The organism is Phenylobacterium sp. J367 (assembly GCF_024699985.1).
In the GTDB taxonomy this organism is placed as follows: Bacteria; Pseudomonadota; Alphaproteobacteria; order Caulobacterales; family Caulobacteraceae; genus Phenylobacterium.
Map to the genome: position 1 here is coordinate 1,285,162 of NZ_JAJONA010000001.1, position 15,201 is coordinate 1,300,362.

General features: G+C 70.9%; 15 protein-coding genes and 4 pseudogenes. 10 read left to right on the forward strand and 9 right to left on the reverse strand.

The genetic code is table 11. The features are described from left to right. The first annotated feature begins 3 nt into the window (after positions 1–3). From hisH to LRS04_RS06965, 5 genes are read left to right on the forward strand one after another with little or no spacing between them, the layout of a single operon-like run. Positions 4–639, forward strand: coding sequence for an imidazole glycerol phosphate synthase subunit HisH (gene hisH / locus LRS04_RS06945; RefSeq protein WP_257815737.1), 636 nt, complete (start codon positions 4–6; stop codon positions 637–639). Beyond that, positions 636–1,358 carry a 1-(5-phosphoribosyl)-5-[(5-phosphoribosylamino)methylideneamino]imidazole-4-carboxamide isomerase gene (hisA, locus tag LRS04_RS06950; RefSeq protein WP_257815738.1) on the forward strand — a complete coding sequence of 241 codons (723 nt, stop codon included), beginning with the start codon at positions 636–638 and terminating at the stop codon, positions 1,356–1,358. The genes hisH and hisA overlap by 4 nt, the downstream gene beginning before the upstream one ends. A 16-nt stretch (positions 1,359–1,374) precedes the next feature. Next, positions 1,375–2,145, forward strand: coding sequence for an imidazole glycerol phosphate synthase subunit HisF (gene hisF, locus LRS04_RS06955; RefSeq protein WP_257815739.1), 771 nt, complete (start codon positions 1,375–1,377; stop codon positions 2,143–2,145). Next, positions 2,142–2,462 (forward strand): phosphoribosyl-ATP diphosphatase, encoded by a 321-nt coding sequence (locus LRS04_RS06960; RefSeq protein ID WP_257815740.1) that lies wholly within the window; start codon positions 2,142–2,144, stop codon positions 2,460–2,462. Before hisF ends, LRS04_RS06960 begins: the two co-directional genes overlap by 4 nt. Before the next feature lie 50 nt (positions 2,463–2,512). Next, the gene (locus LRS04_RS06965) at positions 2,513–3,211 is read left to right on the forward strand and encodes a hypothetical protein (RefSeq protein ID WP_257815741.1); all 699 of its coding nucleotides are present in this window, start codon (positions 2,513–2,515) and stop codon (positions 3,209–3,211) included. Here the strand turns inward: LRS04_RS06965 and LRS04_RS26660 are convergent. From LRS04_RS26660 to LRS04_RS26670, 4 genes are read right to left on the reverse strand one after another with little or no spacing between them, the layout of a single operon-like run. Further along, positions 3,150–3,710, reverse strand: a complete 561-nt coding sequence (locus tag LRS04_RS26660; RefSeq protein ID WP_308238296.1) for a Smr/MutS family protein — start codon at positions 3,708–3,710, stop codon at positions 3,150–3,152. The genes LRS04_RS06965 and LRS04_RS26660 overlap by 62 nt on opposite strands. A 31-nt stretch (positions 3,711–3,741) precedes the next feature. After that, positions 3,742–4,842 carry an MltA domain-containing protein gene (locus LRS04_RS06975; protein ID WP_257815742.1) on the reverse strand — a complete coding sequence of 367 codons (1,101 nt, stop codon included), beginning with the start codon at positions 4,840–4,842 and terminating at the stop codon, positions 3,742–3,744. A gap of 12 nt (positions 4,843–4,854) precedes the next feature. Further along, on the reverse strand, positions 4,855–5,205 hold the full coding sequence (timA, locus tag LRS04_RS26665; protein ID WP_308238088.1) for a TIM44-related membrane protein TimA: 351 nt from the start codon (positions 5,203–5,205) through the stop codon (positions 4,855–4,857). A 7-nt stretch (positions 5,206–5,212) separates the two neighbouring features. Beyond that, on the reverse strand, positions 5,213–5,473 hold the full coding sequence (locus LRS04_RS26670) for a hypothetical protein (protein ID WP_308238089.1): 261 nt from the start codon (positions 5,471–5,473) through the stop codon (positions 5,213–5,215). 162 nt (positions 5,474–5,635) lie between these two features. Between LRS04_RS26670 and secB the strand changes: the two genes are divergently transcribed. After that, entirely contained in the window at positions 5,636–6,124 is a 489-nt protein-coding gene (secB, locus tag LRS04_RS06985; protein WP_257815743.1) for a protein-export chaperone SecB, read from the forward strand. A 163-nt stretch (positions 6,125–6,287) separates the two neighbouring features. Here secB and dnaQ read toward each other — a convergent pair whose 3' ends face one another. The 5 genes and pseudogenes from dnaQ to LRS04_RS07010 form a co-directional block, all read right to left on the reverse strand. Continuing rightward, positions 6,288–6,992 (reverse strand): DNA polymerase III subunit epsilon, encoded by a 705-nt coding sequence (gene dnaQ, locus LRS04_RS06990; RefSeq protein WP_257815744.1) that lies wholly within the window; start codon positions 6,990–6,992, stop codon positions 6,288–6,290. A 31-nt stretch (positions 6,993–7,023) separates the two neighbouring features. After that, positions 7,024–7,646: pseudogene (gene coaE / locus LRS04_RS06995) on the reverse strand (dephospho-CoA kinase). After that, on the reverse strand, positions 7,643–8,485 hold the full coding sequence (gene aroE / locus LRS04_RS07000) for a shikimate dehydrogenase (protein WP_257815745.1): 843 nt from the start codon (positions 8,483–8,485) through the stop codon (positions 7,643–7,645). Before aroE ends, coaE begins: the two are co-directional and overlap by 4 nt. Beyond that, the gene (locus tag LRS04_RS07005; protein WP_257815746.1) at positions 8,482–9,075 is read right to left on the reverse strand and encodes a nucleoside triphosphate pyrophosphatase; all 594 of its coding nucleotides are present in this window, start codon (positions 9,073–9,075) and stop codon (positions 8,482–8,484) included. The genes aroE and LRS04_RS07005 overlap by 4 nt, the downstream gene beginning before the upstream one ends. Beyond that, positions 9,075–9,944, reverse strand: a pseudogene (locus tag LRS04_RS07010) (pyruvate, water dikinase regulatory protein). Before LRS04_RS07010 ends, LRS04_RS07005 begins: the two are co-directional and overlap by 1 nt. A gap of 496 nt (positions 9,945–10,440) precedes the next feature. On the opposite strand from LRS04_RS07010, the pseudogene hemE reads away from it, so the two are divergent. From hemE to rho, 4 genes and pseudogenes are all read left to right on the forward strand, one after another. Continuing rightward, positions 10,441–11,477: pseudogene (gene hemE, locus LRS04_RS07015) on the forward strand (uroporphyrinogen decarboxylase). Between the two features lie 185 nt (positions 11,478–11,662). Continuing rightward, positions 11,663–12,707: pseudogene (gene hemH / locus LRS04_RS07020) on the forward strand (ferrochelatase). Then, positions 12,704–13,165 carry a CopD family protein gene (locus LRS04_RS07025; RefSeq protein WP_257815747.1) on the forward strand — a complete coding sequence of 154 codons (462 nt, stop codon included), beginning with the start codon at positions 12,704–12,706 and terminating at the stop codon, positions 13,163–13,165. Before hemH ends, LRS04_RS07025 begins: the two are co-directional and overlap by 4 nt. A 413-nt stretch (positions 13,166–13,578) precedes the next feature. Then, positions 13,579–14,961 carry a transcription termination factor Rho gene (gene rho, locus LRS04_RS07030; protein WP_257819005.1) on the forward strand — a complete coding sequence of 461 codons (1,383 nt, stop codon included), beginning with the start codon at positions 13,579–13,581 and terminating at the stop codon, positions 14,959–14,961. Positions 14,962–15,201: the final 240 nt, after the last annotated feature.

Sequence of the window (15,201 nt, forward strand, 5' to 3'; positions counted from 1 at the left end):
TCCATGCAGAGGGTCGCCCTGATCGACTACGGGTCGGGCAACCTGCGCTCGGCCGAAAAGGCCCTGGTCCGCGCCGCGGACGGGAAGAGCGAGATCGTGGTCACCCACGATCCGGCGTTCGTCGCGTCCGCCGACCGCGTCGTCCTGCCGGGCGTCGGCGCCTTCGCCGCCTGCATGGCGGCGCTCGAGGCCCGGGACGGCGTGGTCGAGGCCATGACCGAGGCGGTCCGGTCGCGCGGCGCGCCGTTCCTCGGCATCTGCGTCGGCATGCAGCTCATGGCCTCGCGCGGCCTGGAGTTCGGCGCAACCGCCGGCCTCGACTGGATCCCGGGCGAGGTGCGCAAGCTCACGCCGTCCGATCCCGCGGCCAAGGTCCCGCACATGGGCTGGAACGCGCTCCAGCAGGTCGCCGACAACCCGGTCTTCGCGGGCCTCCGCGACGGCCAGGCGGTCTATTTCACCCACTCCTTCGCCTACTGGCCGGAGGACGAAAACGACGTCGCCGCCTGGGTCGACCACGGCGGGCGGTTCCCCGCGGCGGTCGCGAGGGCCAATATGGCCGGCGTCCAGTTCCACCCCGAGAAGTCGCAGGCCTCGGGGCTCAACCTTCTGGCCCGTTTCCTGGAGTGGCGCCCGTGATCCTCTTCCCCGCCATCGACCTGAAGAACGGCCAGTGCGTGCGCGTGGTCCACGGCGACCTCGACACCGCCACCGTGTTCAACAACAGCCCCGCCGACCAGGCCCGCGCCTGGGCCGACGGCGGGTTCCACTGGGTCCATGTGGTCGACCTGAACGGCGCGGTCGAGGGCAAGGCGGTGAACGAGGCGGCGGTCGAGCAGATCCTCTCGGCGGTCTCGATCCCGGTGCAGCTCGGCGGCGGCATCCGCTCCATGGCCGACATCGAGCGCTGGATCGAGGCGGGCGTCTCCCGGGTGATCCTCGGCACCGTGGCGGTGACCGAGCCCGAGATCGTCAAGGCGGCCGCGCGGGCGTGGCCCGAGCAGATCGCCGTCAGCGTCGACGTCCGCGCCGGCAAGGTGGCGACGCAGGGCTGGACCGAGAGCTCCGACCTCGACGCGGTGACGGTGGCCCGGCGCTTCGAGGACGTGGGCGTCGGCGCCCTGATCATCACCGACATCGACCGCGACGGCACCACCATGGGCTTCAACGTCGACGCCTTCGGCGCCATCGCCGATGCGGTGGCGATCCCGGTGATCGCCGCCGGCGGCCTGGCCAGCGTCGACGACATCGTCCGCCTGAAGGCCCGCGCCGGCACGCCGATCCACGGGGCGGTGCTGGGCCGCGCGCTCTACAACGGCGACATCACGCCGGCCGACGCGCTGCGGGTCGCCGCCTGATGCTGAACGCCCCCTCATGCTGAACGTAAGAGTCATCCCGTGCCTCGACGTGAAGGACGGGCGCGTGGTGAAGGGCGTGCAGTTCGTCTCGCTGCGCGACGCCGGCGATCCGGTGGAGCAGGCCCGGGCCTATGACGCCGCCGGCGCCGACGAGCTGATGTTCCTCGACATCACCGCCAGCCACGAGAACCGCGGGACCATCTTCGACGTGGTCGCCCGCACGGCCGAGGTCTGCTTCATGCCGCTGTCGGTCGGCGGCGGCATCCGCACCGTGGCCGACGCGCGCCGCCTGCTGCTGGCCGGCGCCGACAAGATCAGCGTCAACACCGCCGCCGTGAAGGACCGCACCCTGATCTCCGGCTGCGCGGACGCCTTCGGCTCCCAGGCCACGGTCGTCGCCATCGACGCCAAGCAGGTGGGCGACCGGTGGCGGGTTTTCATCATGGGCGGCCGCGAGGACACCGGGCTCGACGCGGTGGACTACGCCATCGACGCGGTGAAGCATGGGGCGGGCGAGATCCTGCTCACCTCCATGGACCGCGACGGCGCCAAGACCGGCTACGACCTGGGTCTCCTGAAAGCCATCACGTCGGCGGTGAACGTGCCCGTCATCGCCTCGGGTGGCGCGGGCAATGCGCAGCACATGGTGGATGCGGTGAAGGTCGGCGGCGCCGACGCCGTGCTCGCCGCCTCGATCTTCCACTTCGGCGAGGTCTCGGTGGCCGAGGTGAAGCGCGCCATGGCCGCCGAGGGCCTGCCGGTCCGGATCACGGAGCACGCCGCATGAGCGACCGTTTCGCAGAGGTGGTGGCCAGGCTCGCCGCCACCATCGAGGCCCGCAAGGGCGCCGACCCCGCCTCCAGCTACACCGCCCAGCTCCTGAACGAGCCCGTCAAGGCCGCCAAGAAACTCGGCGAGGAGGCCCTAGAGGCCGCGATCGCCGCCGTCGCCGACCAGGGCAGCCTCGCCGCCGAAAGCGCCGACCTGATCTACCACTGGCTGGTGGTGCTCTCCGCCTCCGGCGTGACCCTCGATGAGGTCGCCGCCAAGCTGGAGGCCCGCGAGGGCACCAGCGGGATCACGGAGAAGGCCAGCCGCGGCTGATTGTCCGTCGCCTTGTTTCCGCCGTCCCGCGGTTCAATCTCGCCCCGCCCATGAAGACCATCGTTCCTTTCCTCGCCGCCGTCGCGCTCGCGACGCCCGCTGCCGCTCAGATCCACAAGGCCACCGAAGCGCGGGCGCCGTCCGCCGTGCTGGCGAAGGCCGCGCCGGAAGCACGGCCGCTATTCGCCGAGACCGCCGAGGGCCTGGTTCATGTCCCCAGCGGATTCCACTGCCCAAGCAAGCCGGCCCAGGGCGTGGTGCTGAATAGCGTGGCGGCGGGCCCGTTCGCCGGCAGCCCGCCGGAGGAGGCGGCGTATTGTGAGTATTCCGACCAGGAGGGCGTGGTGGCGCGGATCGCCTTCTCCCGCGACGAGCCTGGGTCGCCGATCCTCGACAAGGACTTCTGCCGCGACATGCCCAAGCGCCTGGACCTTTCCTGGGGGATCAGCGGCCTGCCGGGAACGCGCAGCTACAGTCCGCCCATCCAGTCCACCGCAGTCCCGACCCTGAAGGTGCGCGGGGAGGAGCGCCCGCTCTGGATTTGCGGCTGGACCCGCGCGCCGTTCGCCCAGCCGGTGATCGTCTCCAACGTCGCCGCCCTGCGCGCCGCCAATGGCTGGACGATCCGCGCCATGCACACTCCCCGCCCGCCGCCGTGCTGCAATAGCTACAAGGAACCGGTCCCGCTCAGCTTCTACCTGATGCCGATCCTGCTCGCCGGCGACGCGGCGGACCCCGCGCAACCCTGATCTTCCGGAAGCCGGTGGGCCTCAGCCCCGCGGCTTGCGCTTCAGCGCCACGTACAGGGCCCCTTCCCCGCCGTGGTGGCGGGCGGCCTCGGAGATGCCGGCGACGATGTGGTGCAGGTGGGGGGGCGGCCAGCCACTCCGGCGTGCGGCGCCGCAGGATGCCGTCGCCCTGCACACCCTTGCCGGTGATCACGAGGACGGCGCGGTAGCCGTCGTTCCAGGCGCGGGCGAGGAAGCTCTCCAGCGTGACGCGCGCGCGGTCCTGGTCCAGGCCGTGCAGGTCGAGCCGGGCGCCGATCTCCTCCCGCTCCCGGGCGATCCGGTGCTTGCGGCGGGGCTCGATGGGGTCCCTCCCCTCCCCTTCGGCGCCGGCCGCGGCTTGGGCTTCAGGCTCTCCACCGGCACGCGGGCCGGGACCTCCGTCGCCTTCATCTCCGCGGTCGGCTTCGGCGCCCCGCGGCCCGGCAGCGGGTGGACCGTGCCGGCGACCAGGCCCCAGACCCGGACCTCGTCGGGGCGGAGCGGCCGCTTCATGGTCCCGGCTCGCGGGGGATCAGGCGGTACATGCGCAGGGTATGGCGCACGCGACCGGCCTCGGTCCCCGCCTCGGCGCCCAGGCCCAGGTAGAGGTCGGCCCGCACCTCGCCCTTGATCGCCCCGCCCGTGTCGAGCGCCGTGACGAGGCGCCGGTAGGTCGGGAACGCGCCGGCCAGCATCGGCGCCTCGGCGCTGATCCAGTGCAGCTCGCCGTGGCTGTGGCGCGTCAGGTCGACCGCGATCGCCCGGCCGGGCGGCAGGGGGATGCCCGCCGAGCCCGCCGGCTGCCTGCCGTCGTCGGGGGCCAGTCGGAAGAAGGCGTAGCGCGGATTGAGCCGCATGATCTCGTCGGCCTCGGGACCGGCGTGGGCCGCCAGCCAGCCGCGGATCGCCTCGCCCGAGGTGTTGTCGCGGGCCAGCAGGCCGCGCTCGCGCATCGGATTGGCGATGCCGACGAACGGCAGGCCGTTGTTGGCCGCATAGAGGGCCTTCATCCGCCGGCCGTCCTCGAAGGTCAGCACGCCCGAGCCCTGGATCTGCAGGAAGAACAGGTCCTCCGGACGCATCCAGGCCAGGGCGTCGTCGGCCGGCCGGGCCTCGATCTCGTCGCGCGCCGCATAGGGCTGGCCGTTCACCAGGTCGGCGGGCTTCGGCCGCACAGGCGCGGAGAACACCTCGTCGGCGACGGCGCGGGCCGGGTACTCGGGCGCGAAATAGGCGGTCAGCACCCCCTCGCCCGCGGTCTCCAGCGCCCTGAAGTTCGCCTCGAAGAAGGCGCGCGCCTCGCGCGAGCCCAGCGGCGGCGCCGCCTTGGCCTGCCGGCAGAGGCGAGCGAAGGCCGGGCCCTGCGCCGCCTGGCAGGTGGCGCGGTAGGCCGCGAAGGCCTCGGCGTGGTTGTCGGCGGCCCAGCCCGGCAGCTCGGAGAGCTCCAGCACCCGCAGCGGCGGCTTCGTCGGCTCGGGCCGCGGGCTTTCCGGACGCCCGGGCCGCGGAAACGGCGGGACGCCCGGCCGCGGGCCGGGTTGCGGCTCATATTTGGGCGTGGCGCAGGCCGCCACGGTCAGGGCGAGGAGCGCCGCCCCCGCGGCTCGCACTGGCACAGGACCTTACGCCTCTGCGGCGTCGACGTGGACGAGCGTCCAGTTGGGGTCGCGGCTCTTCAGGTTCCGTTCGAACGTCCAGAGCTCGGCGGTCCGGCGGTCGTCCACCGCCTCGCCTTCCGGTCCCTTGGACCGGCTGCGGAACTCGGCGAGGAAGCGCACCGTCAGCCGGGCGAGGTCACCGCCGCCCACCACATCGGCCTTCTCGAGGTCGGCGCGGGGCGAATGCAGGAATTCGACGCTCTCGGTGCGGCCCTCGCTCTCGCGCGCGGCGATGGCGGTGTCGAAGCTGGCCATGACGCCCGGCGCCAGCAGGTTGCGCAGGGTCGTGCGGTCGCCGGCGGCGAACGCCTTCACGATCATCTCATAGGCCCTTGGCGCCGGAGAGGAACCGCGAGACGTCGAAGCTCGGATCCTGGGCCTTGACCGCGGCGAGGCCGGTGAGCGCCACGCCGTCGTCAACGGGCTCGACGGGCCGGTCGGCGGCGCGCACGGCGGGCCGGGCCGCCTCGGCGGCGGCGTTGTCCTCGGGCTGGCGGCCAACCCTGCGCCCCAGCACCGAATAGAGCTGGTAGAGCACGATGGCGGCGAGACCCGCGAAGATGATCAGTTCGAGGACTTGCAAATCGGGCCTGCTGTACGACTTCCGGGAAACGTCTCTGCGGCAATATAGGACGGCGCAACGTCCCCGTCAGGGGCGCCGTTGCATCAGTGAGGGGTGCGTGATAGCCGCTCGGCCCGAACGACGCGACATCCGAAGCGTCCCATCACGGATTCAAGCCGCATCATGACCGATATCGACGCTGGCGCCGGCGCGCCGGATCTGGCCGCCGACGGCGGGCCGGGCATCCGCATCCTCGCCCAGTTCATCCGCGACCTCTCCTTCGAGAACCCCCGCGCGCCGGAAGCGCTGCGCGGCGGCGCGGCCCAGCCGCAGATCGACCTCGGCGTCGAGATGAACGCCCGCGGCCGCGAGGACGGCCTGTTCGAGGTGGATCTGAAGCTCTCGGCCAAGGCCCAGCGCGACGACGGCCCCCTCTTCATCATCGAGCTGCTCTACGGCGGCGTCTTCCAGATCGGCGGCGTGCCGGCCGAGGAGCTCGAGCCGGTGCTGCTCATCGAGTGCCCGCGCTACCTCTTCCCCTTCGCCCGGCGGATCATCGCCGAGGTCAGCTCGGAAGGCGGCTATCCGCCGTTCCTGCTCGACCCGATCGACTTCGCCCAGGTCTATGCCGCCCGCAAGGCCCAGACCGACCAGCAGGTCGGCCACGCTTAGTGAGGCGCGCATCCCTCCCCCTTCAGGGGAGGGAGGACGGCGCCCAGCGCCGGACGGGTGGGGGAGTAGGGTCCAAGCTCGGACGCGGGCGTTTGAGCGCAACATCCCCACCCCGGCCGCTAGGCGGCCTGCCCCTCCCCTAAAGGGGAGGGATGATCTCGGATCAGATCCCGAACCTCTTCCACAGGTCGTCGGACTTCACCACGTCGCGGATGAAGCTCGCGTGGACCTCGCGCTCGGCGTCGGTGGACCGCGGCGCGAGCGGGCGGGGCCGCTGGCCGTAGGAATTGCTCGTCGCGGCGTGCACCATGGTCGCCACGGCGGCGCTGGTCAGTTCCAGGCGACGCTCGCGGCCGCCCTTCAGCTCCAGATAGACCGCCGCCAGCAGTTTGGCGTCGATCAGCGCCCCGTGTTTCTCCCGCTCCGAGAGCGAGATCTTGAAGCGCTTGCAGAGCGCATCCAGCGAATTGTGCATCCCCGGGAAGCGCTGCTTGGCGAGCGCGAGCGTGTCGACCCAGCGGTGCTCGTGCAGGTGGTCGCGGCTGCAGAGCTGCAGCTCGTAGTTCACGAAATTGCGGTCGAAGCCGGCGTTGTGGGCGACGATCGGGGCGTCGCCGACGAAGTCCAGGAACTCGTCCACCACCTCGGCGTGCTCGAACCGGGGCTTGCCGCGCAGGAAGGCGGCCGACAGGCCGTGCACCTTCTCGGCCTCGGCCGGCATGTCCCGGCAGGGGTCGATGTAGCGGTGGAAGTGCCGCCCCGTGGGGATGAAGTCCTCGATCTCCAGGCAGGCGATTTCCACCAGCCGGTCGCCGGTCAGCGGGTCGAACCCGGTGGTCTCGGTGTCGAGGACGATCTCGCGCGCCATGTCCCTTATTGGCCTGCGTCGGGCCCTTCGCTCAAGCCGGCGATCCGTCGCGGGCCGACTTGAACTGTGGATGCCGCAGCGCCGCGATGATTTCCGCGACCTGCGCCCGGGCCGCCTCGAGGCCCCGGCTCGTGTCGACCACATAGTGGGCGCGGGCCCGCTTCTCGGCGTCCGCCATCTGCTGGGCGAGGATGGCGTCGAGCCGCTCCGGGGTCATGCCGGGCCGAGCCAGCACCCGCTCGCGCTGCATCTCGGGGGCGCGGTGACCACCACCACGGCGTCCATGTTGGCGTGCCCGCCGGTCTCGTAGAGCAGAGGGATGTCGAGCACGACCATGTCGGCGCCGTCCCGCCTGGCCTGCTCGAAGAAGCCGACGCGGTCCTGGCCGACCAGCGGATGGACGATGGCGTTCAGCCGCTTCAGCTCGTCCGGCTTGCCGAGCACCGCCTGGCGGAGCGCCTCGCGGTCGACCTTTCCGTCCTTCACCACGCCCGGGAACGCCTCGCCCACGGGCGCGACCGCCGCCCCGCCCGCGTCGTAGAGGTCGTGCACGGCGGCGTCGGCGTCGTAGACCGGGATCCCGGCGGCGCGGAACATGGCCGCGGTCGTCGACTTGCCCATGCCGATGGAGCCGGTCAGGCCGATCAGCTTCATGCCCCGGCCTCCAGCGTCGCCAGCGCCAGGCCGCGGACGTCCACCTCCGGCGGCGGCGGACGGCCGAAGAACGCCTCGAACGAAGGCGCGGCCTGGCGGATCAGCATCTCGAGGCCGTCGACGGTGCGAAGCCCCCTCGCCTGCGCGCGGGCCAGGAACGGGGTGACCAGCGGCTTGTAGACCATGTCCATGGCCACCGCGTCGTCGCGGGTCAGGTGCAGCGGCACGTCGATCGGCGCCTGGCCGGAGAGCCCGGCCGTGGTGGCGTTGATCACCACCGCCGCCCCCTCCAGCGCGCCCTCGCAGCGGTCGAGGGGAAAGGCCCGGCCGGCGACCAGCTCGGCGATCGCCTGGGCCCGGGAGAGCGTGCGGTTGACGATGCGGATGTCGGGGCAGCCCTCGGCCGCCAAGGTGGTCGCCGCGCCGCGCGCCGCGCCGCCGGCCCCGAGGATCACCGCCGGGCCGCTTTCGGGATCGAACCCGGCCTGGTGGGCGAGCGCGCCGATCAGCCCCTCGCCGTCCGTATTGTCCGCCGCGACCGTCCCGTCGGGGCGGAACAGCAGCAGGTTGACGGCGCCGGCCGCCCGCGCCCGCCCGGTCATCTCGTCGGCGGCCTCGAAGGCGGCCTCCTTGAACGGCACGGTGACGTTGATCCCGCGCACCGCCCCGCCCCGCAGGCCCTCGGCGAACCGGCGGAACCCGTCGGCGGGCGGCTGGAAGGCCACATAGACCCCATCGATCCCGGCGGCCGCCAGCCAGGCGTTGTGGATGAGGGGCGAGAGCGAGTGGGCGACCGGGTTCCCGGCGACCCCGGCCACGGCCGTCTTTCCGGTGATCATTCGGCGAGAACCTTGTGGCGGCGGAAGAGGTCGAGCAGACCCAGCAGCGGCAGGCCGAGGATGGCGAAATAGTCGCCCTCGATCTTCGAGAACAGCTGCGCCCCCGGCCCTTCCAAGCGGTAGCAACCGACCGAGCCCAGGGCGTGCTCGCCCTCCTCAGCCAGATAGGCCTCCAGGAAGGCGTCGGAGAAGTCGCGCATGGTGAGCGTCGCGGTGACCACCTCGCGCCAGATCGGCGCGCCGTCCTTGGCCACCACCACCGCCGAGTGGAGCCTGTGCGGCTTGCCGCGCAGCGCCCGCAGCCGGTCGCGGGCTTCGTCCACGGTGTCGGCCTTGTCGTAGAGCTTCCCCTCGAACTCCAGGGTCTGGTCGGCGCCGATCACATAGTCACCGCGCCCGCGCGACACCTTGATGGCCTTCAGCTCGGCCAGCGCGTCGGCGATGTCGCGCGCGCCCGCCCCCTCGGCCAGCAGCGAGGCCTTCACCGCGTCCTCGTCGACGCCGGCCACGGTCGCCTCGTAGGACACCCCCGCCCCGTCCAGCACCGCCCGCCGGGCCGCGCTCTTCGACGCCAGCACGATACCCGCCATCAGCCCAGCACCTCGACCTGGCCGTGGCCGCCGTGCAGCAGGTTCAGCACCGCCGCGGCGGTCTCCTCCACCGAGCGGCGGGTCACGTCGATAGTCGGCCAGCCCTGCTTCTCGTAGAGCCGGCGGGCCTGGACGATCTCGTCGCGCACCGTGTCGGTGTCGATATAGGTGCTCTCGCGGTTCTCCTTCAGCGACAGCAGGCGGTTGCGGCGGATCTGGATCAGCCGGTCCGGGGCGATGGTCAGGCCGACCACCAGCGCATTCTTCAGGGCGAACAGCCGCTCCGGCAGCGGCCGGCCGGGCACCAGCGGCACATTGGCCGCCCGTACGCCCCGGTGGGCCAGGTAGATGCAGGTCGGCGTCTTCGAGGTCCGCGACACCCCCACCAGCACCACATCGGCCTGGTCGAGGTCCTGGCCCCCCTGCCCGTCGTCGTGGCCGATGGCGTAGTTCAGGGCGTCCATGCGGTTGAAGTAGTCGGTGTCGAGCCTGAGGTGCGCCCCCCACCCGGCTGGTGGTCGAGGCCCCCAGGTAGCGGCTCAGCGCGCTGACCAGCGGGTCGAGGGCGGCGATGCACGGCATGTCGAGCTTGCGGCAGCCCTCCTCCAGCGCGTTGCGCAGGTTCGGGTCGACGATCGTGTGCAGCACGATCCCCGGCGCCTCCTCGATGTCGCCGAGCGCCCGGTCGAGCTGCCGCTGGGAGCGCACGAGCGCGTAGATGTGCTCGATCGGCAGCACATTGTCGAAGCGGGCGCAGACGGCGCGCGCCATGGCGTTCAGCGTCTCGCCGGTGGAGTCCGAGACGAGGTGCACGTGGAAGTAGGTGGCGAGGCGGGTCTGGGAAGTCGGCAAGCGCGGCCCTGCGTCAAAAGATACCTGGGGACATAATCTGTGGAGACCGTCTTAGCGAACGCGGACGCCGATGGGGATAGATGGCGTGTCGGCGGCCGTCCGGCCCGCGGCCGGTGGACCGGCTGTATGGATCGGCCCGTTTACGACCTCTTAACCAACAGGCCGGCCCGGGGGCCCCGGATTCCGGCCGATGTGTCCAAAGCCCGGGTATGGCCGCCGGTGATCCCGGCCCTACCCCCGAGGTCCTTAATGAAAGCTTAATGACATCAGGGGGCCTCGGCGGCGGCGCCCGCGTTCCACAGGGGTGTGCATGGACCGCCTGGGCCTGGGCAAGGATTGTGGAAAAGGTGCGGGGTGTCGCAGGCGCCGTTCGGTTATCCCCACCGTCGACAGGCCCTATCGCCTTCTTCCTCAAAAGATTTCCTAAGTCTTAAGGATTGAAGGAGGGAAGGGGGGCCTTGCGGGATCGCGCCCGGGCTTGAGCCGCCCGCGCCTTTCGGGTTCAAGGCGGGCATGAGTTCTCCTGAAACGCCCCGGTTGCTCCGCGCCCTCGCCGGCGAGACCCTGGAGCGGCCGCCCGTCTGGTTCATGCGCCAGGCCGGCCGGTCGCTCCCCAGTACCGGGAGCTCCGCACCCGGGCGCGCGACTTCATCGCCTTCTGTCACGATCCGCAGATGGCGGCCGAGGCGACGCTGCAGCCGATGCGCCGCTTTCCGCTGGATGCGGCCATCGTCTTCGCCGACATCCTCCTGATTCCCCGGGCGCTCGGCCAGGAGGTCTGGTTCGAGGCCGGGGAGGGGCCCAGGCTCGGCGCCCTGCCGGAGATCGGCGCGCTGGCCGACCAGATCGAGGCCTCCACAGGCCGGCTGGCCGACATCGGCGAGACCCTGAAGCTCGTCCGCGCCGAGCTGGAGCCCGAGCGGGCCCTGATCGGCTTCGCCGGCGGCCCCTGGACGGTGGCCACCTACATGATCGAGGGAAAGGGCTCCAACCGGGAGGCCGCCCGCACCTTCGCCTATGCGAACCCGGAAAAGCTCGACGCCCTGCTGGACGTCCTCGTGGAGTCGACGGCCCGTTACCTCGTCATGCAGGCGAGGGCGGGCGCCCAGGCGCTGAAGCTGTTCGAGAGCTGGGCCGAGGGACTTTCCGAGGACATGTTCGAGCGCATCGTCGTGAAGCCGCACGCGGCGATTGTCGAGAAGGTCCGGGCCGCCGGGGTCGACGTCCCGTTCATCGGCTTCCCGCGCGGGGCCGGCGCCCAGGTCTATAACTACGCCGAGGCCGTGCCCGTGGAGGGCGTCGCCCTCGACACCCAGGCCACCGCCCAGCTCGGCCGCACGCTGCAGGCCCAGGGGAAGACCATCCAGGGCGCGCTCGACAACCTGCTGCTCCGCGCCGGCGGTCCGGCGCTCGACGCCCGCGTCGACCAGCTCCTCGCCCAGTGGGGGCAGGGGCCGTGGATCTTCAACCTCGGCCACGGAGTCCTGCCCGACACCCCGATCCCGCACATAGCCCGGGTGGTCGAGAAGGTGACGACATGGCGGGGATGATGTCCTCCGACGCCCATCCCTCCCCTTCAGGGGAGGGGCAGGCCGCGCAGCGGCCGGGGTGGGGAGGTCGCGCTCAAGCTCGGCGGGGCGGGGAAGGGTGTCCTTCCAGCCACGCCGCGCCCGGCCCACACCCCCACCCGGCGGGCTCCGCCCGTCCACCCTCCCCTGAAGGGGAGGGATGGGCGTTGAAAAAACTCGCCGTCGTCCTCTTCAACCTGGGCGGGCCCGACAGCCCCCGCCGCGGTCCGGCCGTTCCTGTTCAACCTGTTCCGCGACCGGGCGATCATCGACCTGCCGCCCATCGCCCGTTACCCCCTGGCCTGGCTGATCTCCACCACGCGGGAGAAGACCGCCCAGGCCAACTACGCGATCATGGGCGGCCGCTCGCCCCTGCTGCCAGAGACGGAGGCCCAGGCGAGGGCGCTCGAGCAGGAACTCCGCCTACGGACGACGGACGAGGTGCGGGTGTTCATCGCCATGCGCTACTGGAACCCCTTGGCCGACGAGACGGCCCGCGAGGTCGCCGCCTTCGCCCCGGACAACGTCGTCCTGCTGCCGCTCTATCCGCAGTATTCCACGACCACGACCGGCAGCTCGGTGGCCGACTTCAAGCGCGCCTATTCGGGGCCCGGCCAGGTCCACACCGTCTGCTGCTACCCGACCGCCGACAATGTGGTGCAGGCCCATGTGGAGGCGATCCGCGAGACTTGGGCGGCGGCCGGGAGCCCCGCGAACGTCCGGCTGCTGTTCTCGGCCCACGGCCTGCCGCAGAAGGTGATCGACGCCGGCGACCCCTACCAGGCGCAGATCGAGGCCACCGCCCGCGCCGTCGCCGCCCGCGTCCCGGAGCTGCGCGACTGGCAGGTCTGCTACCAGAGCCGCGTCGGCCGGCTGAAGTGGCTGGAGCCCTCGACCGAGACGGCGATCCGCAAGGCCGGCGCGGAAGGGAAGGGGGTGCTGGTCGCGCCCATCGCCTTCGTCTCCGAGCATGTGGAGACCCTGGTCGAGCTCGACCACGAATACGCCGAGCTGGCAGGCAAGGAAGGCGTCGCCCCCTATCTGCGCAGCCCGACGCCCGGCGTCCGCACCACCTTCGTCACCGGCCTCGCCGACGCGGCGGTCAGCGCCGTCATGCGCACGGTCGATCCGCATCCCTACAGGAACTGGCGCTGTCCGGACGGCTGTGGGAAATGCCCGTGGCGCGCCCACGAGGGGAAGGGGAGCCGATGAGCCTTTACGACCTGCTGCGCGGCCTGCACATCATCGCCGTCATCGCCTGGATGGCGGGCATGATGTACCTGCCGAGGCTCTACGCCTACCACACCGAGACCGCGCCCCCCGGGACCGAGTTCGACGCCCACTTCCTGGTCTGGGAGCGCAAGCTCCTGAAGATCATCATCAACCCGGCCATGACGCTCACCTGGCTGCTCGGCCTCTCGCTGATCTGGTTCCACGTCACCCAGGCCGGCCGGGGCTGGAGCTTCCTCGCCCAGCCCTGGATGCTCACCAAGCTGGCGGCGGTGATCGCGCTCTCCGGCTGGCACGGCTTCCTGGCCGGGGCCTACCGGAAATTCGTGGCCGGCGATCGCCCGAAGTCCGGCAAGTTCTGGCGCGCCACCAACGAGATCCCCTTCCTCCTGGCCGTCGTCGCCGTCCTGGCCGTCACCCTTCAATTCGGCGACCGGTAGATTATCTAGAGGAAGAAGCCCTCACCCTACCCTCTCCCTCTCGGGCTGCGCCCGGGGGAGAGGAGGTTATGGCTCGGTCTCAGAACTCCACTCCTCTCCCCCCGCGAAGCGGAGAGAGGAGAGGGTAGGGTGAGGGCCAGCCCCCGCCCGCGACCCCGCCACCCTTGACGCCACCCCCCAAAGGTGGTTCCGCTGGACCCACGCGTCGACGACGGCGCGCCCCGCCTTATCTCCGGCCTCGACCTGCGCCCTCCGGGCGCACACCGCAGGGCCGGCTCCCGAGACGAAACGACATCCCGGCGCTGAAGAGCGCCCCACATCTCTACCCAGCCCGCGCCGGATCGTGTCCGGCCGCGGGCGCACACGAGCAAAGCTATGAGCGAAGACAACACCACGCCCCCGAAGACGACGTCCTGGCGCCCGCGGCTGAGGACGCCGGCGACACCGCCCAGGCCGAGGCCGCCGCCGCGGCGGCGGAAGCCGAGGCCGAAGAGCCGTCGGAGGTCTCCGCGGCCATCGCCGCCATGGGGCTCACCCGCATGAGCCTGCAGGAGCTGAAGGACAAGTCGCCGGCCGACCTCCTGACGCTCGCCGAGACGCTGGAGATCGAGAACGCGAACTCCATGCGCAAGCAGGACATGATGTTCGGCATCCTCAAGGCGCTGGCCGAAGAGGGCGTGGAGATCTCCGGCTCGGGCACGCTGGAGGTTCTGCAGGACGGCTTCGGTTTCCTGCGCTCGCCGGAAGCCAACTACCTGCCGGGCCCCGACGACATCTACGTCAGCCCCTCGCAGATCCGGAAGTTCGGCCTGCGCACCGGCGACTCGGTCGACGGCGGCATCCGCGCCCCGCGCGAGGGCGAGCGCTATTTCGCCCTGGTCACCGTCCAGCAGATCAACTTCGAGCCGCCGGAGAACGTGCGGCACAAGGTGCTGTTCGACAACCTGACCCCGCTCTATCCCGACCAGCGCCTGACCATGGAGCTGCCCGACCCGACGGTGAAGGACCGCTCGGGCCGCGTCATCGACATCGTCGCGCCGCTCGGCAAGGGCCAGCGCTGCCTGATCACCGCGCCGCCGCGCGTCGGCAAGACGGTGATGCTGCAGAACATCGCCAAGTCGATCGAGACCAACCACCCCGAGTGCTACCTCATCGTCCTCCTTATCGACGAGCGCCCGGAAGAAGTGACCGACATGCAGCGGACGGTGAAGGGCGAGGTGATCTCCTCGACCTTCGACGAGCCGGCGACCCGCCACGTCCAGGTGGCCGAGATGGTCATCGAGAAGGCCAAGCGCCTGGTCGAGCACAAGCGCGACGTCGTCATCCTGCTGGATAGCGTGACCCGCCTCGGCCGCGCTTACAACACCGTCGTCCCGTCGTCGGGCAAGGTGCTGACCGGCGGTGTCGACGCCAACGCCCTGCAGCGTCCGAAGCGCTTCTTCGGCGCCGCCCGGAACATCGAGGAGGGCGGCTCGCTGACGATCATCGCCACGGCCCTGATCGACACCGGCAGCCGGATGGACGAGGTCATCTTCGAAGAGTTCAAGGGCACCGGGAACTCGGAAATCGTCCTCGACCGCAAGGTCGCCGACAAGCGGATTTATCCGGCCATCGACGTGCTGAAGTCCGGCACCCGCAAGGAAGAGCTGATCACGCCCAAGGAGCACTTGCAGAAGACCTACATCCTGCGGCGCATCCTCAATCCCATGGGCGCCCAGGATGCGATCGAGTTCCTGCTCGACAAGCTCCGCCAGTCGAAGACCAACGACGACTTCTTCCAGTCGATGAACACCTAACCCCATCCGCTCATCCCGGCGGAGGCCGGGAACCAGGCGGCCTCTCGGTGCGAATACCGGGCGCTGTATGGACCCCGGCTTTCGCCGGGGTGAGCGGGGAGGTAAAGCCTCAAGAACGAAGCCGGCCGCCTCGGAGGCGCGCCGGCTTTTTCTTGGTCTCTACTGTATTGCGGCGAAACGTCGTTTCACGTGAAACAAGCTTAGGGCGCAAAGTTTTCCACAGGCCCTCACCGAGGGAAA